The 25,443-nt window shown below is 68.6% G+C and carries 21 protein-coding genes; 12 read left to right on the forward strand and 9 right to left on the reverse strand.

Annotation, left to right across the window (positions count from 1 at the left end; genetic code table 11):
• The first annotated feature begins 9 nt into the window (after positions 1-9).
• The 4 genes from AX721_RS27780 to AX721_RS03680 all read left to right on the forward strand — a co-directional run bounded on the left by AX721_RS27780 (position 10) and on the right by AX721_RS03680 (position 4,551).
• Entirely contained in the window at positions 10-531 is a 522-nt protein-coding gene (locus AX721_RS27780; protein ID WP_197422448.1) for a VOC family protein, read from the forward strand.
• 42 nt (positions 532-573) lie between these two features.
• Positions 574-1,887 carry a hypothetical protein gene (locus tag AX721_RS03670; protein WP_068874676.1) on the forward strand — a complete coding sequence of 438 codons (1,314 nt, stop codon included), beginning with the start codon at positions 574-576 and terminating at the stop codon, positions 1,885-1,887.
• A gap of 95 nt (positions 1,888-1,982) precedes the next feature.
• Complete coding sequence (locus tag AX721_RS03675) at positions 1,983-3,248, forward strand: hypothetical protein (protein ID WP_068874677.1); 1,266 nt, start codon at positions 1,983-1,985, stop codon at positions 3,246-3,248.
• A gap of 238 nt (positions 3,249-3,486) precedes the next feature.
• Positions 3,487-4,551, forward strand: coding sequence for a hypothetical protein (locus tag AX721_RS03680; protein ID WP_156466987.1), 1,065 nt, complete (start codon positions 3,487-3,489; stop codon positions 4,549-4,551).
• Positions 4,552-4,590: 39 nt separating this feature from the next.
• Here AX721_RS03680 and AX721_RS03685 read toward each other — a convergent pair whose 3' ends face one another.
• The 3 genes from AX721_RS03685 to AX721_RS03695 all read right to left on the reverse strand — a co-directional run bounded on the left by AX721_RS03685 (position 4,591) and on the right by AX721_RS03695 (position 9,359).
• Entirely contained in the window at positions 4,591-5,988 is a 1,398-nt protein-coding gene (locus AX721_RS03685) for an FAD-dependent oxidoreductase (RefSeq protein ID WP_068874679.1), read from the reverse strand.
• 226 nt (positions 5,989-6,214) lie between these two features.
• Positions 6,215-6,700, reverse strand: coding sequence for a VOC family protein (locus tag AX721_RS03690; RefSeq protein WP_068874680.1), 486 nt, complete (start codon positions 6,698-6,700; stop codon positions 6,215-6,217).
• Between the two features lie 52 nt (positions 6,701-6,752).
• Positions 6,753-9,359 (reverse strand): TonB-dependent receptor, encoded by a 2,607-nt coding sequence (locus AX721_RS03695; RefSeq protein ID WP_082765754.1) that lies wholly within the window; start codon positions 9,357-9,359, stop codon positions 6,753-6,755.
• A gap of 697 nt (positions 9,360-10,056) precedes the next feature.
• On the opposite strand from AX721_RS03695, the gene AX721_RS03700 reads away from it, so the two are divergent.
• A complete protein-coding gene (locus tag AX721_RS03700) occupies positions 10,057-11,406 on the forward strand; it encodes an MFS transporter (RefSeq protein WP_068874682.1) in 1,350 nt (449 codons plus the stop codon).
• A 19-nt stretch (positions 11,407-11,425) separates the two neighbouring features.
• Here AX721_RS03700 and AX721_RS03705 read toward each other — a convergent pair whose 3' ends face one another.
• From AX721_RS03705 to AX721_RS03715, 3 genes are all read right to left on the reverse strand, one after another.
• Complete coding sequence (locus AX721_RS03705; protein WP_068874683.1) at positions 11,426-12,010, reverse strand: TetR/AcrR family transcriptional regulator; 585 nt, start codon at positions 12,008-12,010, stop codon at positions 11,426-11,428.
• 287 nt (positions 12,011-12,297) lie between these two features.
• On the reverse strand, positions 12,298-13,785 hold the full coding sequence (locus AX721_RS03710) for an amidase (protein WP_068874684.1): 1,488 nt from the start codon (positions 13,783-13,785) through the stop codon (positions 12,298-12,300).
• Positions 13,786-13,967: 182 nt separating this feature from the next.
• Positions 13,968-14,828 carry a TetR/AcrR family transcriptional regulator gene (locus AX721_RS03715; protein ID WP_156466988.1) on the reverse strand — a complete coding sequence of 287 codons (861 nt, stop codon included), beginning with the start codon at positions 14,826-14,828 and terminating at the stop codon, positions 13,968-13,970.
• Positions 14,829-15,028: 200 nt separating this feature from the next.
• Between AX721_RS03715 and AX721_RS03720 the strand changes: the two genes are divergently transcribed.
• Positions 15,029-15,409, forward strand: a complete 381-nt coding sequence (locus AX721_RS03720; protein ID WP_082765756.1) for a plastocyanin/azurin family copper-binding protein — start codon at positions 15,029-15,031, stop codon at positions 15,407-15,409.
• 10 nt (positions 15,410-15,419) lie between these two features.
• On the opposite strand, the gene AX721_RS03725 is transcribed toward AX721_RS03720, so the two are convergent.
• Positions 15,420-16,847 (reverse strand): carboxylesterase/lipase family protein, encoded by a 1,428-nt coding sequence (locus AX721_RS03725; protein WP_068874687.1) that lies wholly within the window; start codon positions 16,845-16,847, stop codon positions 15,420-15,422.
• A gap of 225 nt (positions 16,848-17,072) precedes the next feature.
• Here AX721_RS03725 and AX721_RS03730 point away from each other — a divergent pair, with 225 nt between their 5' ends.
• From AX721_RS03730 to AX721_RS03745, 4 genes are all read left to right on the forward strand, one after another.
• Entirely contained in the window at positions 17,073-18,593 is a 1,521-nt protein-coding gene (locus AX721_RS03730) for a tannase/feruloyl esterase family alpha/beta hydrolase (RefSeq protein ID WP_068874688.1), read from the forward strand.
• A 46-nt stretch (positions 18,594-18,639) separates the two neighbouring features.
• A complete protein-coding gene (locus AX721_RS03735; protein WP_197422449.1) occupies positions 18,640-19,722 on the forward strand; it encodes a phosphotransferase in 1,083 nt (360 codons plus the stop codon).
• Between the two features lie 121 nt (positions 19,723-19,843).
• Positions 19,844-20,347: a cytochrome c gene (locus AX721_RS03740; RefSeq protein ID WP_082765759.1), complete on the forward strand. Its 504-nt coding sequence runs from the start codon at positions 19,844-19,846 to the stop codon at positions 20,345-20,347.
• 8 nt (positions 20,348-20,355) lie between these two features.
• Positions 20,356-21,279: a cytochrome c gene (locus AX721_RS03745; protein WP_068874691.1), complete on the forward strand. Its 924-nt coding sequence runs from the start codon at positions 20,356-20,358 to the stop codon at positions 21,277-21,279.
• Positions 21,280-21,331: 52 nt separating this feature from the next.
• Here the strand turns inward: AX721_RS03745 and AX721_RS03750 are convergent, their stop codons facing one another.
• Positions 21,332-21,739 (reverse strand): cytochrome c family protein, encoded by a 408-nt coding sequence (locus tag AX721_RS03750; protein ID WP_068874692.1) that lies wholly within the window; start codon positions 21,737-21,739, stop codon positions 21,332-21,334.
• Between the two features lie 238 nt (positions 21,740-21,977).
• On the opposite strand from AX721_RS03750, the gene AX721_RS03755 reads away from it, so the two are divergent.
• Positions 21,978-23,027 (forward strand): alpha/beta hydrolase, encoded by a 1,050-nt coding sequence (locus AX721_RS03755; RefSeq protein ID WP_068874693.1) that lies wholly within the window; start codon positions 21,978-21,980, stop codon positions 23,025-23,027.
• An 8-nt stretch (positions 23,028-23,035) separates the two neighbouring features.
• Here AX721_RS03755 and AX721_RS03760 read toward each other — a convergent pair whose 3' ends face one another.
• Complete coding sequence (locus tag AX721_RS03760; protein ID WP_068874694.1) at positions 23,036-23,881, reverse strand: LuxR C-terminal-related transcriptional regulator; 846 nt, start codon at positions 23,879-23,881, stop codon at positions 23,036-23,038.
• 380 nt (positions 23,882-24,261) lie between these two features.
• On the opposite strand from AX721_RS03760, the gene AX721_RS03765 reads away from it, so the two are divergent.
• Positions 24,262-25,305 (forward strand): alpha/beta hydrolase, encoded by a 1,044-nt coding sequence (locus tag AX721_RS03765; RefSeq protein WP_068874695.1) that lies wholly within the window; start codon positions 24,262-24,264, stop codon positions 25,303-25,305.
• Positions 25,306-25,443 lie beyond the last annotated feature (138 nt).

A 25,443-nucleotide genomic window follows, 5' to 3' on the forward strand; every position in this document is an offset into this window, starting at 1 on the left:
GGCGCGCACGTGCAGACTCGCGCAACCTTGCACGGGCCGGCGGCCGCGCTCCGCCGCGCCCAGCGCCCGCTCGCGATCCTGGCCGCCGCCGCCGTCCTGGTGTCCGGCGCGCCATGCGCGAGCGCCCCGGCGCCCCCGTTGCCGGAAGCGTTGCGGCCCCACCGAGCCGGGGGCCTGGCCCTCAACGTCTCCGACTTGGAGCGTTCCAAGGCGTTCTACACCGAGATCCTTGGCCTGAAGGTCGTGGGCAGCGGGCCCCCGGGTGGGCCGCCCCGCTACTACACGCTGGGCATGAGCGGGGACCGGGCCACGGACACGCTTCTGGTCCTCAGTAAGGGCGCAGGGGGCCCGGCCACCGGCTTCGGACGGGTGATCCTTTTTGTGCCGAACGCCCGCGCCCTGGCGGAACGCGTGGCGGCCGCCGGGCTGGACAACCCCCGGCTGACCGACCGCATCAACATCGTGCACGACCCGGACGGCTATGTCGTGGAGCTGATCCCGCAACCCGATCCGGGAGCGGCGCACAGGTAAGCCAGCGGGGGTCCGGCGCCGGGCCCCAATGAGGAGAGGGCGATGACTGCAGAACGAAGACCGCCGCGGGTCGGCCTGGCGGCGCTCCTCGGCGCGATCATCCTCGCTGCGCCCGCCCCGGCCCTGGCCGCCTGGACCCGGGCCTATGCGATCGAATGGAACGAGCCGGCCATGCTGTACGGCGGCAAGGGCGGACCGGTTGATCCGGGCACGGACTGCCCGAAGGGCGCCAATCCGGATCCCGACTGGCACGCAATCCTGGTGAAGGCGGGCTACACGCCCGAAGAGGCCAAGTGGCTGCTGGATCCCGGCAACAAGGACATCCCCAGCCGCCAACGGGTCAACCAGATGGCGTTCCGCGGCAAGGACCGCGCGAACGTCTACGCCGACCCTACCTCGACCCCCGATCCCGGGTTCGTGGAGGTCCAGGGGAAGGTGGCCGAGGGGATCAACCTGGACGGCGACGCGCGGACCGGGTTCGTGAGCCCGACCGGCGAGAAGGGTGTCGACAACAGCTTCTACAAGGCGCTCGGGTGCTGGAAGTATCTGCGAGGCGTCTCGCGACGTCAGCAGGGGACGGAAGGCCCCAACGTCTTCGTTCAGGACGGCGCCTGGACCCTGGTGCTGGTGGTGTCCGGCCAGGGCGATGATCCGTTGAACGACGCCCATGTCCGGGTCGGCGTCTACATGAGCTCGGACAAGCTGGTGAAGAGCGGCGGCGGCGGGGTCGCGCGGGACTACACCTTCCGGATCCGCCCGCACGCCGCCTACGAGGCGATCTTCGAGGGCAAGGTCGCCGGGGGGCGGATCACCACCGAGGCCCATCCGAAGGTGGTGTTCCGCGACGCCTTCTACGGCTGGGGCGTGGAGCTGTTGCAGGCGCGCCTGGACCTCCAGGTCCAGCCGAATGGCGGGCTCAAGGGCTACCTCGGCGGCTATCGGCCATGGCGGGCGATGCACGACAATTTCATGATCACCAGCGGCACGACGGTGGAGAACTACGACGGCATCCAGCTGCCGGCGCTGTGGTACGTGCTGCGGCGCAACGCCGACTACAGCCCGACCGGGCCAGGCGGCCCGAAGACCCACATCTCGTTTGCGCTCCGCCTCGATGCGGTGCCGGCCTACGTCACCGATCCCGGCGGCAAGAGCCTGGTCGCGGGCGTGGCGTCCTACAAGGACCTGGCCCCAAAGGATGAACCGCTGATCACCTATCCCCGCGGTGGGCGCGCGATCATTGACGGGCTCTACACCCTGCAACCCGGCCAACGCGTGCAGCCGATGACCTCCGAACAGATGCAGGCCTTCCTGACGGCCAAACCCGCCAAGGTCGCCACCGCCGACGCCCCGCGATGAGCGGGGGCGCGCCCGGTCGCGAACGGCCCAAGCGCGCTTGTCTCGTGCACGCGTGGCCCTGGCGCCTCGGCCGGCTTGTCCTGGCAGCCGCCGTCATGAGTGCGGCGCCGGGCGTCGCCGAAGCCGCCTGGACCAGAACCTACGTCGTCGAGTGGAACGAGCCTGCCCTCTACTACGGCGGTAAGGACGGCGGCGCGGTGGAGCCGGGCAGCGACTGCCCAAAGGGCGCCAACCCGGATCCGGACTGGACTGCGGTCCTCGTTAAGGCGGGCTATGCGCCGGCGGAGGCCCGTGCACTGCTCGACCTGGAAAGCCGCACCCTGACCCGTGACCAGCAATTCAATCAGATGGCGTTCCGCGGCCGCAACCGCGCCAATGTCTTCGCAGACCCGGCCTCGACGCCCGATCCGGGCTTCGTGGAGGTCACCGGCCAGGTCGGCGAGGGGATCGACCTGGATGGCGACCGCCGCACCGGGTTCACGAGTCCAAGCGGCGAGCGCGGCGTCGACAACGCGTTCTACAGGGCGATGGGCTGCTGGAAGTACTATCGAGGCCCGCCGCGGACCTCCGCCACCCTGGTCGCAGCCAACGACAACGCCCGCAACGGCGCCTGGACGGTGGTCATTGTGGTTTCCGGTTCCGGTCCGGATCCGCTGAACGACGATCAGGTGCGCCTGGGCGTCTACCTGAGCGCCGACCGGCTCGCGAAGAACTCCGGCGGCGAGGCGCAGCGGGACTACACGTTTCGGATCCGGCCGCACCGGGCCTATGAGGCGCTCTTCACGGGCCGCACCTCCGGCGGACGGATCACCACGGACGCGACCGACCGGGTCGTCGTACGGGACGCCGCCTTCGGCCAGGGGCTGGAACTGCTGAACGCCCGCGCGCAGCTTCGCATGCTGCCGGATGGGCGGCTGAGCGGCTACCTGGGCGGCTACCGGCCCTGGGCGACGCTCTACGACGAGTTCATGAAGCATCGCGGCGCGGTGTTCGAGTACTTCGCCGGGATCCAGATGCCGCAGCTCTGGTACGCCTTCCGGCGTAACGCGGACTTCAGCCCGACCGGGCCCGGCGGTCCGAAGACGCATATTTCCTATGCGCTCCGCATCGACGCGCTGCCGGCCTATGTCACCGAGCCGGATGGCGGCGCGTTGGTGACGGGGGCCCGCTCTTACCGAGACGTCGCGCCGCCTGACGAACCGCCGCTCACCTACCCGACCCGCCCGACGGCCTACCGCGTGGTCGATGGTCTGTCGGCCCGGCCGGGCGAACCGCCCGCCCCGCCGCTCACCGCCGACATGCTGCGCCAGGCTGTTCAGTCGAACGCGCGCGCCCAGGCGGGCGCCGGAGGAACGCCATGATCCCGAGCTGCCTGCACACGACGGCCCTGGCGGCGCTCGCCGTCACCGCCCTCCTGCCGGGCCAGGCGCAAGCGGCCTGGACGCGGACCTACGCGATCGACTGGAACGAGCCGGCCATGTACTTCGCCGGCCCGGGCAATCCCGTCGAGCCGGGGCCCGATTGCCCGAAGGGCGCAAACCCCGACCCGGACTGGCGCAAGATCATGCTGCGGGGCGGCTACACCGCTGAGCAGATCAAGTGGCTGTTCGACCGGGAGAACCGCCAGTACAGCGCCCAGCGCTTCCACCGGATGGCCTTCCGCGCGGCAAGGACTGGGCCAACGTCTATGCCGATCCCACCGCGAGCCCCGACTCCGGGTTCGTGGAGGTGGCGGGCAAGGTCGGCGAAGGGATCAACCTGGATGGCGACCCGCGCACCGGCTTCGCCAGCCCGGCCGGCGAGAAGGGTGTCGACAACCGCTTCTACAAGGCGCTGGGCTGCTGGAAGTTCTATCGCGGCGCGGCCGGTGAATCCCCCTCGTTCGTGACGGCCAACAACCGCATGCGCGACGGCGGCTGGACGATGGTGGTGGTGGTTTCCGGCGCCGGCGACGACCCGATGAACGACGACCAGGTGAGGATGGGCGTGTTCATGAGCGCCGACACCCTGGTGAAGGACGGGACCGGCAACGTCGCGAAGGATTACACCTTCCGTATCCGTCCCCACGCGGACTACGAGGCGCTCTTCGAAGGCAAGATCGCGAACGGGCGCCTCACCACCGCGGCGACGCCGCGCGCCTTCTTGCGCGATGCGGGATTTGGACGGGGCCTCGAACTATTGCAGGCTCGGGCGGACTTGCAGCTGCAGGCCGACGGAACGCTGAAGGGCTATATCGGCGGCTATCGCCCGTTCCAAGCGATCTTCGAGGGCTTCCTCGATCACCATGGCTGGACCATCGAAAGCAACACCGGCGTCGAGCTTCCTGCGCTCTGGTACGCCCTGCGGCGCAACGCCGACTACAGCCCGACGGGGCCGCTCGGACCCAAGACACACATTTCCTTCGCCCTGCGGGTGCAGGCGGCGCCGGCCTACGTGACGGACCCCGAGGGCCAGGGCCTCGTCTCTGGCGTGAAGTCGTACCGGGCGGCCGCGCCGGCGGGCGAGGGGCTCATGCGCTATCCACCTCGTCCGCCCGGCTATCGGGTCGTCGATGGCCTGGTGACGCCAGCGAGCGGCGCGCCAGCGGCGCCTCTCACCGCCGAGGAACTGACGCGACTGGCCACACACCCCCGGCAGGTCGCGGCCACAGCGAAGCGGCCATAGGCGCGCCCCGGTCAGCGTGTCCGCGCGGCGCCCGCGCCTTCAGGTGCTCGAACCGGCCAGTTCCGCCTTCTCGCTGCGGGCTTGCGCCAACACCGTCTCCACGGCCCGGAGGGCCAGGACCGCCGCCATCGTCAGACCGCTGCAATAGTGCTCGGCGAAGACGCCGCCGACATCGGCGCCGGCGGCGAACAGACCGGGGATCGGCTGACCCCCGGCCTGGAGAACCTGCGCCTTGTCGTCCACACGCAGCCCGCCGAAGGTGAAGGTGATCGCGGCTTGGACCTCGATGGCGAAATAAGGCGCCCGTAGGGGCTCGCGATTTCTCGCACGCGGCGGCGTCAGGCGGTCCTCCCGCGCGAGACCCGCATTGAATCGGCTCACGGCCCGCGCCACGCCTCGATAACCCCAACCGCGGACCGTCGCCTCAAGCGCCTTGAGGTTTGCCGCTTCGCTGACGCGGGCGCCGGCTTTGGCCGCTTCGCTGGGCCGGTCCACGACCTCGACCCCAAGCGTGCGGTTGGCCACATAGCCTTCGGCCTCCGCCCTGCGCATAGCGGCGTCGCCGACCAAGAGCGCCCGCCCCGTCGGCTGCTTCAGAATGGCCCGCGCGTCGTAGCAGTAGACCGAGGACTCATCGACGAAGCGACGGCCCTCGGGATCCAGGAGCAGCCCATGGCCGGCCAAAAAGGGCATGGCCAGCCGCATGTAGTCCTGCGGCTCAAAGGCCTCCAGGGGATAGGGGATCACGTGGCCGTAGAAGTAATCCATCGCGTCGCTGGTGGCCGCCCCGACCGCTTGACCAAGCACGAGGCCGTCACCTGCGCTGTAGGGATTGGAGCGCAGGACCATGTCCCGGGCCTGATCGCCCAGATGCCGGACGCGGAGGTCGGGCGAGGCCTGAAACCCGCCGGTCGCCAGCAGCGTGGCGCGCGCCCGCACATGGGTGTCGCCGTCGCGATCGCGGATGTGCGCGCCGGTGACCGCGCCGGCTTCGATCTCGAGGCGGTCCACCACGCTGTCGACGACCAGCCAGCCGCCGGCGCTACGGACTTCGAGGGCGCAAAGGGCGAGGTATCTGACGATGTCGATGCCGCGGATCGTGCACGGTATCCCGAACATCTCCTCCGCACTCGCAGTCGGGGTCGCGCTCACGCCCAATGAGTCGATCCACCGGATCGCCTGGTCGTAGCGGGCATGCAGCAGATCAGCGAAGGCGGGGTCTGCGCTGGGGTTGACCCGCTTCAGCGCCCCGGGATCCTCCGGCTTGAGCATCCCGCCGGCGGCCAGCCGAGCCGAGCCGCCTGGCCGCGGCGCCTTCTCCACGACGCCGACGCTGAGGCCGTGGCGCGCGGCGAAAGCGGCCGCCGTCAGCCCGGCCATACCCGCCCCGATCACCAGGAGGTCGACGTCCACGATCGGCGCAGGATCCGGGTTCATTCGTTGGCGCTCCCCGCCTGGTGATCGCACGCTGAGGAAGGTCGGATGGACCCGTAGCGTCGAGGGCGCCCACGGCCTCGTCCGCCCCGGACAGCTTCCACGGCGGTGCGGCGCAGTCTGTCACTTGTGGTCGGGACAAGGAGCCGCTGGAGGAGCCGTCCCGGGGCTCGCGCGCCATCGACCTCACCCGAGCGCCCTCGTCAGATGACGCGCCCCGAGGATCGGGTCACGGGGTCGCGGGCTTTCGGGCGATGAGTTCGATGCCGTTGCCGGCGGGATCGCGGACAAACACGAAGACACCGGCCGCGGATCGCACGGGTGGGCGGTCGATCCGCCCGCCGGCCTCAAGGACGCGCTTGGTCACCGCGTCCACGTCGCTGACCGTAAAGATGAGGTTCGTGATCCGCGGCGGCGATGCGCCCGCCGGTCGCGTGATCAGCACGAGTTTCGGGGTGGTCGCGGCCTTGGCTTCCTCGACCGTGGCGCCGAAGTTCAAGACGATCTCCATGAGGTCCGGCCGCGAGATGCGCTGGGTCTCCTGCATGCCGAACGCCGCCTTGTAGAACTCCGCAGTCTTCGGCACGTCGGTCGCGTCCACCCGGGAGGCCAACATCGCCGACCGGTCGGCCGGCGGGTGTGCGGCCTGCGCATAGGTTGCGTTGGCGAAGCCAAGGCAGCCGGTGGCGACGGCGGCGATCAGAATTGGACGCATGGGGTCCTCCTGAAGGTCGATGTGCAGGGATCTGGAGGGGGCACGAACCGGCCTAGCTTCCAAAGCGGTAGACGAGGTTGATCCCCCACATCCGCGGGGCGGAGTAGAGCTTGACCGCCGATCCGGTGCTGTAGGCGCGCGTGCTGCCGGACTGCGCAAAGGTGGTGTCCGTCAGGTTGTTGACGAACACCGCGGCGCTGAACGTCGAACCCAGGATCCGGTCCCAGCCCACGCGGAGGTTCAAGGTGGTGTAGGCGTCTTGGGTGATCGCGTTGGTGATGTCGCCCAGGCCCTTGCCCCGCGCCACGTCGATCTCGCGGAACGCGGCGGGGGTCAGATACTGCTTGGATTGATGATAGGCGCTCAGCAGCACCCAGGCGTCGCCGTGCGCCTCGTCGATCGGCAGATGATAACGAACGTTGCCGCTCAGCTGATGGGCCGGCGCGTTGACGAAGGGGCTCTTGTGTAGGTCGAGGAGGCAGAGGCTTCCCGCCGACCCAGGCTGGCAGACATCGGTCGGCAGAGATTGGCCGTTGAGGTCGGCGGCGATCCACTCGCGGTAATCGGCGTCCAGGTAGGAGTAGTTCGCGGTGAGGTCCCAGTTGGCGAGCGCCGCATCCATGTGGAGCTCGAGGCCCTGCATACGTGCGGACGCCACATTGGCGATGTAGGAGATGGCGGTGGCCCCCGACGTGAACCGCAGCTGCTGCTGGATGTTTTCGAAGTCCATCCGGTAGGCGTCCGCGTTCAGTCGCACGCGCGCCTCACCGAGGGGGAACTCGGTCTTCACCCCGATCTCATAGTTCTTGACCGTCTGGGGGTCGAAGACCGGCTTGCAGTTGGGCGCGATGTTGCAGCCGTTGAAGAGGTTGGTGCCGCCCGGCGTGAACGACTTGCTGGTGGAGGCGTAGAGAAGAACGTTGTCGGTGAGCTGTTCGTTGAGCGCGATCGTATAGTTGTCGCCGGTGCTCTTGGTGACCGTGTCGGGCAGCCGGGCGCCGGGCACAAAGGGGCCAGTGCCCGAGGGATTCGCAACCGCCTGGATCAATCGCGCCGTGGCCTTGCTCTGGGTTCTCCGGAAGCCGCCGGTGAGGCTCAGCCCGTGCACCCCGATCTTGTCGAAGTCGACGGTCGCCTGACCGTAGGCCGCGCGTTCGGTGCCGTCGGAGCCGGCCGGGAAGTTGCTGGCCGCGGTCCAGCCCTGGTTCTGGGTCGATACGCCGCTGAAGGTGCGGCTGAGCGCCGAGATGCCCTCGACGCTGACCGGGAAGTTGGCCTTCTGGTAGTAGAAGCCCGCCGTCCAGTCGATCATGTCGACGGCGCGGCCCTGCAGCTGGAATTCCTCGGTGATCGTGCGAACAGGGGTGCCGCGGCGCGGGATCACCGTGTTGGCGACCTGGATCGATTCCGCCGGCGGACTGGGTTGGATTGTGGTCGCGGCCACGCCGATCAGGATGCCGCCGACCCCGTCCACCTCATAGGAGGTGACGTGACTGTCCTCCAGGTGGGAGATGACGTTCTTCGCCCGCAGCGTTGTGAAGCCCAGGTCGCCGAAGTCGTACTCTGAGATGTTGATGATGCTGTCGTGGCGCAGATCGTCCGCCGGCGTCAGCCCCTGGAAAGCCGGCGTATAGCGCACAGCCTTGTCGCCGCCGTTCTGAATCCGCGCGGCCTCTGCGACCAGAGCGGACTTGAGCTGCTGGGTGATCGCAAGGCGGTCGCTGACGCAACCCGCGACGGAGGTCACCAGGCGGTTGGCGAAGGCTTGGTTGCAGACCGGCCCGAACGTGGTGGCGGCTTGAGCCGGGGTTAGGTTGAGAATGGGAAGGTTCGGGTTGGCATAGGTCAGCACATGACCCGCCGGCGCCTGTTTGACACGCAGGTGGCTGTAGACCGTATAGGACCGGAAATCGCCGCGCTTCCACTCCAGTCCGAGGCGGAAGGACTCGCTGTTGATCTCATCCAGCTTCTCGCCGAGGTCCGTCAGGTTCGGCAGACCGGGGATGATCTGGGTCGGCGCAAGTTGCTTGGTGAAGCCGCCCACGTGCTCGTGGTGATAGACCGCCCGGAGCGCGAGCTCGTCCGCGATCAACGGGACATTCACCGCCCCCGTGGCCTGCAGACGGCCGTAGTCGCCGACGCTGACGTCTGCGTAGCCGCTGTAGCCGTCCAACTGCGGATGCTGCGGCGTGACGAGCACGGCGCCCGCTGCAGCGGTCCGGCCGAAGAGCGTGCCCTGGGGGCCGTTCAGCACCTGGACCGAGGCCAGGTCGAAGAAGGGCATGCCGGTCTGCACCGGCCCCCCGGGGACCTCGGAGAAGTAGCTCACCACCCCCGAGTTCAGCCCGCGCACTGTGAAGGATCCGCCCAGGCGGCCGAGGCGCGCCCCGACCGTGACCGAGGGCGCGACGAACTGCAGGTCGGTCGCCTGCAGGACATTCTGCGCCTTCAGCTGCTCACCGGAGAGCGCGGTGACGGTCACCGGCACCTCCTGCAGGTTCTCTTCGATGCGGCGGGCCGTCACCACCACCTCGTCAAGTCCCACGGTCTCCGCCGGCGGGGAGTCTGGCTGGGCGGCGAGCGCGGTCGCCGGCAGCCACAGCGTCAAAGCAGCAAAGCTCACCGTCCGCGCGGCGTCGCGGCGCAACCTGCGTCCCATATTGGTCGTCCCCTCGGTTTGCGCCTCTTGACGCTTGCCCGCACCTTGGCCTTGCGGCGAACTCAGGGTCTGTCCCGTGCCGGGGGGACATTGACCTAGGCTATAATTGTGTTTTGAGCGTGAACGCTGCGAGCCGGGCGATTTGCTGACAACGCTCCCGAGCACCCCAGCGCCTGCGCCGAAACCGATGCTACAATAGACACTTCAATCTCGTCCCCCACCAGAGGGACAGCCCCGCTTCGCAGCATGGCCTATCGATACAGTCGACCGTCGCGAGGGGGACGCGGTATGGGGCCGCCGAGCGCGAGCCCTGGGTACATCCCTTTCAGCTGCACGGTGCCGCCGGCCGACCAACGGCCGGACGAAAACAGACGATGGGGCAGGAGACGGGGATGGGACAGAAGGCAATGCTTGCCCACCTCAACGTATCCCGGCGCCTCGATATCCGCGGCGCGGAGTCGGAGATCTTCTTCAATGTGAGGAACCTCTTCGACATGGAGGCTCCGCTCTACACGGCCGGAGCCCCCAGCCCCGGATCGTCATCGGCCGCACGTTCACGGCCGGGCTGCGGTTCCGGTACTAGGCGCGTGGGCCGTCAACAGGAGCCGAGCGCCGAGCGTCATGCGTGTGGGCAGGGAAGGGTGAGAGTCTCGACGGGGTCCACGAGGACCTGCGAGAGGCGGCATAGGGTGTTCCCGTGACCGCGCAAGCCCGAGACCAGCAGCCCTCGAGCGGAGCGGCCCCGCCGCAGATCTCGCGGCGCTACAGCCGCTATGCGCTCAGCTTGCTGCTGGTGATCTACATCTTCAACTTCCTCGACCGGCAGGTGGTGAACATCCTGGCCGAGCCGATCAAGCGTGAGCTTGGGCTTGCCGATTGGCAGATCGGCCTGATGAGCGGGCTGGCGTTCGCGCTCTTCTATTCAGTCCTGGGAGTCCCCATCGCGCGCCTGGCCGAAGCGCGCAGCCGACCTTTGGTGATCTCCGCATCCCTCGCGACATGGAGCGCGTTCACCGCCCTCTGTGGCACGGCCCAGTCATTTGCCCAGCTCTGCCTCTATCGCATCGGCGTGGGGGTCGGGGAGGCCGGCTGCACGCCGCCGGCGCACTCGCTGATCTCGGACTATGTCCCGCGGTCGCGCCGCGCCACGGCGCTCGCCTTCTATTCCATGGGCGTGCCGCTGGGATCCCTGCTGGGCATGACCCTGGGCGGCGTCATCGCCGACGCCTACGGGTGGCGCGCGGCCTTCTTCATCGTCGGCATGCCTGGGATCGCCTTGGCCGCGCTCGCCGCCTGGACCCTGAAGGAGACCCGCTCGCGGTTGCGGGCGGATGTGGCCGCAGCGCTCGCCGCCCAGCCGCCCTTCACCCAGGTGCTGACCCGTCTCGCCGGCAAGCCCACCTTCTGGCTGCTCGCGTTCGCCGCGTCGCTGAAGGCCTTCATCAACTACGGCCAAGCGCCCTTCATCGCCTCGTTCTTCCTGCGCAATCACGCGGGCGAGGTCGCCCAGATGGCGGCGGCGGTCGGCCTGAAGCCCGTCGGGTTCCTCGGGCTGGTGATCGGCCTGATCTTCGGAGTCTGCGGCGCGGCCTCTTCAATGCTGGGCGGCTGGATCGCCGACCGCACGGCCGCGCACGATGTTCGCAACACCGTACTGGCCCCGGCGCTCGCGATGTTGGTGTCGGTGCCGGCGGTGATCGCGGTGTTCCTGGTCGCAGACCCCCGGATGGCGCTGGCGATCCTGGTCGTGCCCTATCTCCTCAACAACTTCTGGTACGGCCCGGTCTACGCGACGACGCAGGGCCTCGTGCCGGCGAACATGCGCGCCACGGCCGCCGCCGTCCTGCTCTTCATCATCAATCTCATTGGCCTTGGGCTTGGCCCGCTGCTCGTGGGGCTTCTGAGCGACACGTTGGCGGTGCGTGGGGGGCTAGGCAGCGGCGAAGGTATTCGCTGGGCGCTCATTGCAGCGTCCCTGGTCGGTCTGCTGTCCTCGGCCTTGTTCTTCGCCGCCCGGCGATCGATCGGCCGCGACCTCGAAAGCTGAGCGGGCGGAGCGCTGAGCGCTACGCGCCCTTCGCTCGGTCAGGCGTCAGGCCACGTATCGCGCTCGCGAGGAGTTCGGCGCAGACCGCTCGACCCACGTCAGCCTCCAGCTGTCCCAGGCGGACTCGGCGGCCCGCTTCCTCGGGAATGGTCATGACCAGATTGATCGCCACCAGGCCCGCTTCGGCGTCGAGGCGCAGGTCGCGGCGGACAAGGCGAGCGAGCCGCCTATAGACGCGGTCCCGGCGCGCCTGCACCTCACGGCTGAGATGGCCGGCCATGTAGAGGTCATCCATCACCAGGTGCAGCAGCGGCCCGCGTTGCAGGACATGGTCGAAGTAGAGGAGGCCGGCCGCATGGGCGACCTTGTCGGCGGAGCTGCCGGCGAGGGCCTGATCGAGCCCTGCCGTCTCGAGCTCGTCCAGGCAAACGAGGAGCAGGGCGTTGAGGAGGTCGTACTGGGTAGGGAAGTACGAATAGATCAGCGCCTTGGAAACGCCGAGCTGACGGGCGAGCGCTTCGGGCGAAAGCGGCAGCACGCCCCCCTCCAGGGACTGGGCGGCGGCGGCCTCGAGGATCGCCGCGCGGCGGACATCGGGAGCCAAGCGTTCACGCCGGCGCCGCGGCGCAGCCTCTTCGGGCGATGACGGAGAGAGTCGCACCATCCCTCCTTGCATAGCGCGGGCGGACGCCTGGGGCGATAGCGCCGTTCGCGCCGGTTCCCTGTCGTGCGCGGCCTCATGAGGCGCCCTGTCCGCGCCTCTGCCGCAAAGCCCGATTTGCACGATCGCCTGGGCGGAGTCCCAGGCGTCGTACACGTCAATGTCGGCGACATAGCTTCGGAAGGCCGCTGCTTGCTGCAGTCCACTTCCATGGCGCGGCCGCCGCAGGTTCAGCCCAAGCCCGGTCGAAGATCTGGCCCGCGAGCCATGTAGGCTGCAGCTAGGCGCAGCATGACCCCCTCCGATCCAGGCGGGCCGGCGATCTGGAGACCGACAGGCAGGCCTTCAACCAAGCCGGCCGGCACGCTCATGGCCGGGAACCCCACCCAGTTGAACATCGAAGTGTTAGCCGTATAGCCGGCGAGCCAGCGGCGATCACCCCACTGCGCCACCGTCGGCGACACCTGACGCACCGTCGGCGAAAGGATCAGGTCCGCCTCGCGGAACACCTGGCGAAAGCGCTCGATGTTGCGCGCACGGAGCTCAATGGCCGCCGCGTACTGGGCCTCCGTCGGGGCCTCGGCAACGGGCAGGGTGGCGGACGAGGGGATGGCCTCGCCGCCGCCCCGGGCCGAATAGCCGGTGCCGAGCGCGCCCTGGTCATAGACGGCTCCTGTCACCCCCACGCTCGCCCCCGCGCTTTCCCAGCGGACCTCCGTGGGGTGCAGCCGCAGGCCGATCTCGCGCATTCGCTCCGCGGCGCCACGCGCGACGCGCACGACCTCGGCGCTCACGTCGTAGGTGGGGCTCGCGATCCCGAAGTCTTCGGTCCACACCGCCCGCAGACCCCGCGCCCCGCGCGCCAGCTCGGCCACATAGTCGGGCGGCGTATCCTGCATGCAGACGAAGTCGCGGCCGTCCGGCCCGGCCATGACGCCCAATGCCGTGGCGACGTCACGAACGTCGCGCCCCATCGGGCCGACCGTGGTCGTGAACTGCAGATAGGGCCGGGTGTAGCTGACGTGCGGAATGCGGCCACGCGTAGGATGAAGTCCGACCAGGCCGGTATAGGCGGCCGGCAGGCGGATCGAGCCGCCGCCATCGCCGCCGATCGCGATGGGCACGAGCCGCGCCGCGGCCGCCGCTGCGCTTCCGGAGCTCGACCACCCCGGCACCCGCGCCAGGTCCCAGGGGTTGCGGGCCTCCCGCGTCCAGTCCGGCCCCCCGAGCCGACGGCTGTCACCGGTCAACATCATGCTGTTCTTGCCGACGACGACCGCGCCGGCGCTCTTGAGGCGCGCGACAGCGACGTAGTCCTGCTTGGCCGCAGGGCCGTCGATCACCCCCATGCCGGTATTCGGGAATCCGGCCCAAGGGATGTGCTCCTTGAGCGAGATGGGAACGCCGTGCAGCGGTCCGACGGGCTCGCCGGCGGCCCGCGCGCGGTCGAGCGCCTGCGCCTGACCGAGCGCCCCGGCGCGGTCGACGACCTTGAAGGCGTGGAGCTGGCCGTCGAGGTGCTCGATGCGATCCAGGAAGTGGGTGACCACGTCCACGGCCGAGACCTCGCCGCGCGCCATCAGGTCGCGCATGCGCCATGCGGGCATCCAGGTCAGATCGTCATCCCGCGGCGCGGCAGCCGCTGCCTCCGACGAACCTGCGCAAGCCAGTCCGGCCGCCGCGCTCGCCCCCACCATCACGTCGCGACGCGTGGTCATGCTCCAGGTCCCCCGACGGCTCAGATCGCGGGCGGAACATTCCTATCAATCATTATTTGAGGCAAGGTCATTTCTCGCGCGCGGGAGCACGCGCCATCTGCCTGGGCAGCTGCTCAGGCGCAGTCCTCGCGCCTCTTGCCCTGCACGCCAATCGGCCGGCCGACGCCACAGGTGCTTCAGAGTCAGCGCGTTCGCTTTGCGTCGAGGAAGAGGTCCTTGCTGCAGGCCAGCAGGATCCACAGGGACAGCTGCTCGATCGTGGCGAGCGGCGCGCGACCCCTTGCGAGCTGTTGCGCGGCGCGCCGCACAACACTCCGGAGGATCATGTTCGCGGCGCGAAGCGTGTCCGGCGACAGGTGTTGCTGCGCCTGGAAGAGGTTTTCGGTCAGTTGCCGCGTGCTCTGCGGCCGGCGGCGCTCCACCTCTGAGCTGATCGCATCGCGCACCTTCGGATGCGCCAGCAGCATCTGAAGAAGCGCGCCCCGTTGTTCGACGACCCGAAGGTAGGTCAAGGTCGAAAGGGTGATCCGCGAGAAGTAATCGTCACCGCCTCGAGACTCGGAAACGGGGGTGACGTTGGCCGCCGCGTATTCGGCTCGCGCCAGGGCGATCAGGAGCGCCTCCTGGCTGGAGAAGTAGTTGTAGAGTTGGGCTTCGCTGATGCCGGTCTCACGGGCGATACGGATCATGGAGGCCGCGCGCACGCCCTCGCGGGTGATGATTTCCGCCGCCACGCGCAGGATCTGAGACTCCCTCGCCGCGGGTGTCAGCCGGGTTCGGGCCCGGCGCGGTTTCGCCTTCGGGATCGTCACCGAGGCCTCCGCCCCCGGCGGAAGCGGGGGCAGGGGCGGGCGCGGGTCGGCGCGGCCCGCGTAGACCTTCGACCAGTAGCCGCGCCCGGGATAGGGGATGGCGGCACGCTCGCAGAACTTGGTCAGCGCATAGGCTCCGATCCCGAAATCAGCAGCGCAAGCACTCATGGGTCGGGTCCACACCCGATCGTAGAGTTCCTCGCGCGTCAGCGTCCTGGCAACCGGTGTCAAATCACGCTCCCGCCCCGTCCAGCGCCTTCCTTACTACAGCCCTCGAGCGCCGAGAAACACCGGCCCTGGACGACCGCGGACTGTTGGGCCCTGAACCGTCCCTCCGCCAGGGGACAGCCGCTGCTCCGAGCATCCCACTAGTCTCAAGGCTGATCGCTATCGGCTTGGCGATCTCGTCCCTTGCCCGTTCGGAGCTCAGCATGACCACGACGCGTCGTAGCCTTCTGTTGTTCGGGGTCGCGACGGCGGCCCTGGCAAGCGCGGCGAACGCCGCTGAGACACGCCGCGTCGAAATCTCCCAGACCAAGACCGCCTTCGAACCCGCAGAGCTCGCGATCCGGGCGGGCGACACGGTTCGCTGGCGCAACCAGGGCCTCATCGAGCACACCGTCGTGTGCGACCCGACCAAGGCGAAGAACCCGAAGCATGCGGCCTACCCGGCCGGGGCCACGCCGTTCGCCTCCGAGCCCCTGGCCGATGGCGCCACATTCGAACACACTTTCACGGTTCCCGGCGTCTACCTCTATTTCTGCCAAGAGCACGAGGCGATGGAGATGTTCGGCAAGATCACCGTCACCTAAGACAGCGGGTCTAGGAGGCGGGGTCGCCGACCCCTGGAGGCACAGGGAACGCCTCCCCGAGCGCACGGACCAGCGGTTCGGCCTTGGACATCGTGGGAGTCTCTCCGAACACCGCGAGGCTGTCGCTTTCCGGCGTGTAGGCCTTCCACACGAAGCCGTCGGCGCAGGTCAGGGACGTCGCCGTGACGGGCGCCTTTGCGAAGGCGGTCCAGCAGGAGCTCATCCGCCGCGCCACGGCGCGGTCAAGGTCGGTGGCCTGGCCGTTCATCTTCGGTGACCGGTCGACGCTGTTGAAGACATACGGAAGCTCAGCGGCATGGGGCGCGCCGCGCGGCTGCTCGGCTTTGCGCCAGGGCGGGACGAAGGTGAAGACGTACTCCCATGCCGCCGCCTTGCCCGTGGTCGAGGCGAGCTTGACGGTCTTGTAGCCCTCGGGCGCGAAGAACTCCGCGTTGGTGCTACCGACGACCAGCGGCACGTCGACCGTCACGCCGCTCGCGAAGCCCGGGCCGGTCTTGGTCGTTCGGACCTTGCCGTCCAGGACCAGGTAGTTGCCGCCCTGAAAGCCGAAACGCGCCTTCTCGCTGATCACCTGATCGGCCGGGAGCGCCCGCAACTGCTCGGACGTGGCGCCCGCGCCCGGCAAGCCGAGGGCGTTGGCGAACTTGACCCCGTCCGCCTCGGCTTCCGCCAGGGTCCTGCCGCCGCCAACCTGGGGGACTGCCGACTGGATGATCGCCTTCTGGAACAGCCCCCGTGATGGCGGCGTCGACTGGAGGCCAGCGACCAGCACCGCGCCCGCCGATTGGCCGAAGAGGGTGACATTCTTGGTGTCGGCGCCCAGGGCCTTGCCGTTCCGTTGCACCCACTGCAGGCCCGCGATCGCGTCCATCAACTGGTAGTTCGCGAGCCCCTCGTTGCCGGCGGCAGCCTTCGTCAGCGCCGGGTGTGCGAACTGCCCCAGCATGCCCAGCCGGTAGTTGACCGTGACCAGGATGACGCCCTGCTTCGCGAGGGACGTCCCGTCATAGGTGGGCACGCTGGCGGCGCCCAGATACCCGGCCCCCCCGTAGAGGAAGACCATGACCGGCGCGTTGCGGGCGTCCTTGGGCGCCCAGACGTTCAGGTAGAGGCAGTCCTCGCTCGAGGCTCCCGCCACGCCGCCGCCATTTGGCCGTCCGTCGGCAGGGGTCGGCTGCAGGCAAGGGAGCGCGTAGTGCGTCGCATCCCGCTCGCCGGTCCAGCTGGTCGGCTGCGGGGGCCGCCAGCGAAGGTCTCCGACGGGCGGCTTGGCGAACGGCACGCCTTTGAACGTGCGTACGCCATCCTCCAGGCTGCCCACCAGGACCCCGCCATCAACGCGCAGCTTGGAAGGTTCGGCCCTGGCGGCCCCGACCAGGACCAGAGTGGCGACGAGACCCGTCGTGAGCGCCTTCATAGGATTTCCCTCCGGCCGTTGGGGCCCGCACCGCGTCGTCGCACAAGCGATCGCGCGTCGAGGTCTGATTTCGGCCGCCTGCGCGGCCTTGCAAGTCCCTGCCCAGGGGGACCGCGTCACCGGCGGCGGCCAGGCGGCGCACCGGGTTGTCCCCGCGTAAAGGGGCTGCGGGTTCGTCCGCCCGCCGGTGAGATGGCCACTTCCGAGCGGAGGGGCGGTTCGCACATGTGGAGTCGACGTCTTCTACTCGCGGGCGCGACCTGGATCGTCGGCCTCTGGAGCGCGCCCGCCGTCGCCGCCCCCCTGGTCTGCGAGGCGCTCCAGGAGCGATGGGTAGCCGGCGCGCAGATCACAGCGGCGCACATCGTGCCCGCAAGCGCCACGGCGCCTGCGTATTGCAGGGTTGCGGCGACGATCGCGCCGGAGCTGCGGTTCGAAGTGCGCCTGCCTGTCGAGTGGAACGGCAAGTTCCACTACAGCGGCGGCGGCGGCTGGAACGGGGTCATACGACCGGTGAACCCGTCTGTACTGGCCCAAGGCTATGCCGACGTGGCGAGCAACGGGGGCCATGACGCGAAGGGCCAGACGGACGCGGAGAAGGCCGCCGACGGAACCTTCGCACGGGATCGCGATGCCCTACGGCTCTGGGCCTGGGAGTCCGTGCCCACGGTCACGCCGGCCGCAAAGGCGATCGTTGAGGCCGCATACGGCGCGCCACCTGAACGGGCCTATTTCGAGGGCTGCTCGACGGGAGGCCGGGAGGGTCTGCTCACCGCACTTAGGCGGCCCGACCTGTTCGATGGGGTGATCGCCGGCGCTCCGGGCAGCGCCGGCGGCTACGCCCAAATGCAGCGGGCCGCCCGCTTTGCCGCCGCGCCGGGCGCCCTGATCACGCCTTCGAAGATGGCTTTCGTCCATCGGGCGGTGCTGAGCGCCTGCGACACCACCGCCGCCGACGGCCTGGCGGACGGGATCGTCTCAAACTGGGCCGCGTGCCGTTTCGATCCTCGGCGACTCCGGTGTCCGGACGGCGCGGAGGGGGGCGAGCAGTGCCTCTCGGATCCTCAGCTGGCCGTGCTCCTTTCGCTCACCTCGCCGGTGACCGTCGCGGGCGGCCGATTCACCGAGCCCGGCTATCTCCTGAACGGGCCGCCGACCTCGCCGGGTCAGTGGGACCGGGTGGCATTCGGAGACCCTTCGGTCTTCAGACGCTACGTGGACGGCTTCGTGAAGCACTTCCTGGCCAAGGACACCCAGGTCGACGCCCTGGCCTACGATCTCAACACCCACGGCGCCGAGTTCATGGCGGTTCGCGACCTGGGCGACGTCGCCGTCGACGCGGACTTGTCCGCCTTCGCGCGGCGCGGGAAGCTGCTCCTCTGGACCGGCGCTGGGGATCCCATGGTGCCGACATCTCGCACTGTGAACTACTACAAGGCCGTGGTCGCGAAAGCGGGCGGCAGGGCAAGGGCCGAGCGTTTCATGCGGTTCTACGTCCTGGGCGGCGTCGCCCACTGCGGCGGGGGCGGTGGTGCGGATCGCGTGGACGCTCTTCTGCCGGCCCTTGACGCCTGGGTGACCAAAGGACGTCCGCCCGCTGGCCTGACCGCCGTCCGCAGGGATCTCGTGACCGGCGCGCCCGCACTCTCGCGGCCCCTTTGCCCGTATCCGACCTATGCCCGGTACCTCGGCAAGGGTGACCCCGCGGTCGCGGCGAGCTTTCGGTGCGTGCGCCCGAATGACTGATTTCCCGACCTACCCGGAGCATCTGTCGCCCGACTTCCTGACGAGGGTGATTGCCGAGCAGCACCCCGGAACCGTCGTCGGCGCGGTCCAGGTCCTTGGCGCGGAGGGGTTCGGAGACACCCACGTCTCCACGGCTGCGAGGGTCCGCCTCGAAGTGCGGTATGGCGCCAACCCGCGATCACTACCGAACCGCATCTTCGTCAAGATGCCGAAGACCAACGATTGGCCGTCTCGCGGGGTGGCGTTGCCCGACGGCGCGCGCCAACGCCCGCCGCGCACACCGCTCTTCGAGAACGAAGTGAACTTCTACCGTCACGAGGCGATGAACCCGGAGGTCGCGGCGGCGCCCACGCTGGGGGCGATCTTCGATCCGCCGAGTGGCCGGTTCGTCCTCTTGTTGGAGGACTTGGCGCACGGCGGCGCGGCCTTCCCGTCTCAGTACGACACCGCGACATGGGATCACTCGGAGGGGCTGCTCGCGGCATTGGCCCGCATCCACGCCGCCTACTGGAACAGTCCCCGTTTCCCGAGCGATCTCGGATGGCTGCAAAGTACGGCCGAGGGGCCGGTCGCGGCGTGCCTGCATGGGCCTGTCCAGACCAGCGTCCGCGATGAGCTCGACAAGCTGAAGTTCAAGCGTGAACTCCTGGGACGTATCGGGCTGACGCCAGAGGCCCTGTTCGCGGACCTCGGCCGCCTGCAGCGCCACCAGCAGCGCGGGGTGCAAACGCTGATCCACGGCGACGCCCACTTCGGCAACACCTACTGGATGGCCGACGGTTCGGTCGGGTTCTTCGACTGGCAATTGGCGGCGCGGGGCTCCGCCCTGCAGGATGTCAGCTACCTCATCGTGACGGCGCACTCCATCGATGAGCGGCGACGGCGCGAACGCGACCTGTTGCGCATCTACCGCGAGCACCTGGCCGCCCACGGCGTGACGCCGCTCCCGAGCGCCGACGAGATCTGGCTGGAGTACCGACGCGCCATGCACTGGTGCGTGGCGATCGGCTGGATGCCCTGTCCCGTGGAAGCCTATGGCTGGGAGCTCGTCGTCATTGCCAACAACCGAACGACCGCCGCCTATGAGGATCTGGAAACCGCGCAGGCGCTGCGCGAGGTACCGGCCTAGGTCGCCGCTCAGCGGGCTCGCGGTCCCTGGGCGCCGGGACTTACAGCCGAGCGATGACCGAGAATATTGACCCACTCTCCAATTGTGTCCCATCGGGACGAGTCCGTATTACGGAGGCGGAATGGGTAAGCGCGCGCAACGGCTCGACAAGCGGCGGTTCGGAAGCTCCAGACGGATAGCGATGCACGCCGCTGTCTGCGGGTCAGTTCTCGGCCTCTCGGCCTTACTCGTTCCTGACACGGCTCGCCCGGCGACAGATCCTGTCCCCGAACGCCAGGCGCTCATGAAGCAGCTGGGCCAGCAGATGAAGGCGGCCGGCAACCTGGCGAATGGGCAAACCCCTTGGGGCGCCGCCCAGGCGAAGGCTGTCGCAGACGCGGTGGCCCAAAGCGGCCAGACAGCGAGAGGTCTGTTCCCCCCGGCCTCCGCAAACGACCCGAAGACGAATGCGGCCGGAGCCGTTTGGCAGAACCGTTCCGACTTCGACAAACGGTTGGCCCAGATGAGCACTCTGGCTCGCACGATGGGCAAGGCTGACACCCAGGCGGCCTTTCGGGCGTCGTTCCAGGACCTCTCCGCCACCTGCAAGTCGTGCCACGACGTCTATCGCAAGAAGAAGAGCTGAGCCGCCGCATGCAACATCGGCGACTGGCGATCGGCGGCGTCGCCCTGGCGGCGGCCCTCACGGCGTATCTGCTGATCGCGCCTCGGCCGTTACCGGCCCGGGAATTGGCCCCTGGTTACACGCCGGACCTGGTCAACGGCGCGGTTCTGTTCAACGCCGGCAACTGCTCGGCTTGCCACATGACGCCCGACCAGGAGGATCGCTTCCAGCTCGGCGGCGGGCGGCGACTGGAGTCGCCGTTCGGGGCGTTCCTGGCGCCGAATATCTCGCCGGATCGCAAGACAGGCATCGGTGACTGGAGCGAGCTGTCGTTCGTCAGCGCCATGAAGCGCGGCGTGGGTCGCAAGGGCGAACACCTCTACCCCGCCTTTCCGTATGCCGCCTACAGCCGGATGACGACAAAGGACGTCCGCGACCTGTTCGCCTACCTCAAGACCTTGCCGCCCGTCTCGCGTGCAAACCAGGACCACTCGTTGTACGCCCCCTTCAACGTTCGCATGACCGTGGGCGTCTGGAAGCTCCTCTATTTCCGACCTCGCACGATCGAGTCCGATCCGACGAGGTCGTCGGCCTGGAATCGCGGCCGGTACCTCGCGGAGGGCCCAGCCCACTGCGCCGAGTGCCACACGCCGCGCGACGCGCTCGGCGGTCCCGACGATGACCGCCTTTACGCTGGCGCGCCCAGCCTCGAGGCGGGGGGGCGTTTCGCGACCAACATCACGCCTCACCCGGACGGCATCGGCGATTGGACCGTCGGCGACATCGCCGACTTCCTGAAAACCGGGACTGACAAATGCTTCAACGAACCGGTCGGGATGCGCGAGGTGCTCGAGAGTACGTCTCGGTACACAGACGAGGACTTGGCGGCGCTCAGCACGTACATCCACGCTCTACCGTCGCGCGCGGGCAATCGAGACAAGAAGGCCTGCTAGCGGAGGCCGGCGCGGGACGCGCGCCGGCCGACGGCTCCAGCCAATGCAATCGCTACTTCAAGGTCTTCAAATAGCTGATCAGAGCCGCGCGCTCGGCATCGTCCGGCACCTTTTGCTCCATCTCGGTACCGGGCACGGCCGCCTGCGAGTCCCGCAAAAAGGGGTCGAGGTTTGCGTCATTCCAAACCTCTCCGCGGCGGGCCTTCAAGGCGGCGCTGTAGTCGTATTCGACAGAGGCGATTTGCCGCCCGTAGACGCCCGGAAGCGGAGGCGCCCGAAACTCGTCGTCGTGGCACTCCTTACAGCGCTGCCGGAAAATCTGCCGACCCGTCGTCTCGGCCTGGGTAAGAGCGGGGGGGCCGGTGCTGGAGGCTTGGCCGCCGGCCTCTGCGGATTCGAGGCCAGCCACCGCCAGCAGCGCGCCGGCCCCGAAGCAAGCGGCGAGCGCGGTCCTAGACATGATGTTCTCCAGGGATGGTCCAAACTCCCCCTGGCCGGAGGAGACCCCAGAACAGGCGCCGACGCCTGTCCCCTCGCTCGGGGACTGCCTCGCGCGTCAATCGCGCGGACGATGTGAGGCAAGAGTGCGTCGCCGACCTGTCGACGCCGGCAGTGGGTGTGCGATGACGGTGAAGCGGCGCAGTCGGATTGTTGGGAGCGCCCGGGCGACGTTTGTTGTCGTCCTGAGCGCAGCCATCATGGCCAGCGCTGCCACAGCGGCCAGGTCGGCTGATCCGCCGCCTGGCCCCGACGAGCTTCAGGACTGCAGCGCGGGCCTAAGGCTCTATCCCGCCAACCGGGCCCTGATCGACCCGGAGCTGATGTCGGTCATGCCCGTGCTGACCGGGATGGACCGCGGCCCCGGCGGCGGCGCGACGACGCCCAGCAGCATCGTCGAGACCCGGCAGCGTTTGAAGGAACTGACCAAAGGCCGGCCGGCGCCGCCTCCGATGCCCGGCGTCCGGATGGAGGAGCGTCACATTCCCGGCCTCGCCGGGGCTCCTCCGGTCCGGGTCCTCGTCTACACGCCGGAGGACGCGGGCGCCGCGCGGCCCGGCGTCATTGAGATCCACGGCGGGGCCTTTGTGCTCGGCGCGGCGGACGGGGGCGATGCGCGCAATCGCCAGCTGGCGAAGGACCTCGGCGCCGTGATCGTCTCGGTCGACTACCGTCTGGCGCCTGAGAACCCGTTCCCCGCGCAGATCGACGATGTCTATGCAGCCCTTACTTGGCTGCACGATCAGGCGGCGGCGCTAGGCGTCGACCCGGCGCGACTGGCTGTGACGGGGGGAAGCGCGGGGGGCGCGCTGGCCGCCTCGCTTGCCCTTCGCGCCCGTGACGAGGGCAAGATCGCGATCAAGGGCCAGTTCCTGATCTATCCCAGTCTCGACGACCGACCGTTCACGGCGCTGGATCCGACGTGCCGGCCTGGGGCGGCGCCCGTCGAGCGAGCCTATGTCATGTATCTCGGCCATCCGCCCGGACCAGACAATGTTTCCCCTTACGCGTTTGCGGCCCGGGCGCCGTCGCTTGCGGGCCTGCCGCCGGCCTTCATCGCGGTGGGCTCTGTGGACGGCCTCGCCGGACAGGACATCGCTTATGCGCGGCGTCTCATCGCCGCTGGCGTACCCACCGAACTGCACGTCTATCCGGGCGCTTTCCACGGCTTCGACATGGCGGCCAACGCCGGCGTGACGAAGCGATCGTACCAGGATCTTCTGGCCGCGATGCGTCGAGCCCTGCGCTGACGGGCGCTCTAGTGGACGCGTCCGTACCGCGTGGCGCGCCCGGGCCAGCTGCTCCAGATCTCCAGATACCAGAGGAACAGCTCGCGCTGCGTCGCGATCCCGAGGCGACTATAGGCCCGCTTGCGGTAGGTCATTACCGTTTCGGAACTGATTCCAAGGTCAAGTGAGATGCCCAGGGTGGAGATTCCATAGATTGCGCGGCCGCAGACCTCGGCTTCACGCCGCGGCATGCTCGGCATCCGGTGAGAGATGCAGGCCTCAATCTCGGCGAGCGACGTCAGAGCGATCGCCGCGTTCGGACCTTCCCAGGTGATGTTGATGTGCTTGGCGAGCATCGCAAACAGCGCCGCGGAAACGATGTGGATCTGCTCGAGATCCTCCGCGGAGAATGAGCCGGCCCGCGAGGACCGCAGAATGCTCAGTCCAACAATCCCATCCTCGGTGCGAGTGCAGATCAGGACCCGGTCGCGGATGTCAGTGCGGCCGTAGACGACGTTGCGAAGGGTCTCGTCGGGCAGGCGCGGGATGTCGGTGCGCACGGTCGCCCGATCGCTGACATGGAGCCGCGAGCGCGCCTCCTGGAGGGTCGGATCGCGACGCCAGAGACCATCCTTCAGATAGATGGTGGTTTGCTGATGCGCCTCGTCGCTGCCATCGAGACTGGCCGTCGTCACCTCCACCAGGTCGTCTCCCGTCAGGTAGAACACCGCCGCATGCTCGGCCCCGCTGAGGTGATGCAGGAACTCAAGCAGCCGGGATCCGAACTGTCGCTCGCCCACCGATGAGATGAGGCTTGGAAGAGCGGCGGTGATGGCATCGGCCGCACGGCGCGGCACGAGCTCCAAGAGCGACATACGACCTCCCCCTGACGTTCTTCTCGTCGCAGCCGGTCCCGCCCGAAGGGGACAGCAGGCCGCAACCTTTGCTGCTACAAGTTTATGATGGGCGGCACATGAAATCAAGTCATTTTCGCTGCAAATACAAATACAACTTTCGCGATATTAAGTCTTAATGGCCTATGGGCTCGAATGCTCGGCGCTTCCTCAAGGCATCCTCATCCGACGTTGATGCAGTCGCGCCTCACAATATAATATCGAATCGGTGAATTCTCATCTCGCGGAGGCGTTTATCCGCGCATGGTAGGGGTATCTGCATAATGTCCTTTGCGTTGCTGAATCGTATCGCCCTTGGACATAGGTCGCACCGGTCAGGCCGAACGGGCCGAATCCTCGCTTTGAGCGTCGCGGCCGCGACGCTGACGCCGGCGGTGGCGGCCCACGCGCAGCCGTTGCGCGATTGCCGCGCCGGCCTGCAGCTCATGCCAGCCAATCGCGCGCTCATCGATCCCGAGCTCCTTTCGACCTTGGCGACGATGGGCGGAGGAGGGGGCGGTGAACGGACTGCCGCCAACATGCCGGCAGTGCGCGCCAACTTCCTGGAGGGTTTCAAGCGGCGTGCGGCCCTGGCCCCACCGGCCCCGGCGGGCGTCCGGATGGAAGAGCGCCACATCCCCGGGCCCGCCGGCGCTCCGCCCGTCCGGGTGCTGATCTACTCGCCCGATGGCCCACCGGCGACGCGGCCGGCGCTCCTCGATATTCACGGCGGAAGCTACATCTTGGGCTTCCCGGAGATGAACGACGCCCGCAACCGGATGCTTGTAAAGGCGCTGGGCGCCGTCATCGTCTCGATCGACTACCGGCTTGCGCCGGAAAACCCGTTCCCCGCGGCCATCGACGACAGTTGGGCCGCGTTTGAGTGGCTTCACGCCAACGCCACCGCGCTCGGCGTCGATCCCGCTCGGATCGCGGTTTCGGGAGACAGCGCCGGCGGCGGCCTTGCCGCGTCGCTCGCCCTGATGGCGCGCGACAAGGGCAAGCTCCCGCTGCGCGCCCAGATCCTCATCTACCCGAACGTGGACGATCGTCCCTTTACGGCCCTGGACCCAACCTGTCAGCCCGGCACGGGCGCGGCGACGAGCCGCCTGTCGCTGATGTATCTCGGCCGACCGGGCGGGGCGGACGACGTGCCGGCCTATGCGTTCGCCGCGCGCGCGAAGTCGTTGGCAGGCGTAGCGCCGGCTTTCATCGCCGTGGGGGCGGTCGATGGTCTGGCCGACCAGGACCTGGCCTATGCCCAGCGTCTCATCCAGGCCGGCACGCCCACCGAGGTGCACGTCTATCCCGGCGCATTCCACGGCTTCGACTACGCGACGAAGGCGCGGGTGACGCAGCAGTTCCACGGGGATCTGATCGAGGCGTTGAGGAAGATCTGGCGCTAGGAAGCCCGGCGCCCGGGTCGCTTCGACGCCTCTTGCGAGCTCGGCCAGCGGCGCCAGGCTAACCGATCCGAGCTTGGCGATCGCGCTGTAGACCCGCCTCCCACTGGCAGGATCGGAACCCCGATGCGCCCCCGGCGG

Source organism: Phenylobacterium sp. CCH9-H3, from assembly GCF_001557235.1.
In the GTDB taxonomy this organism is placed as follows: Bacteria; Pseudomonadota; Alphaproteobacteria; order Caulobacterales; family Caulobacteraceae; genus Phenylobacterium.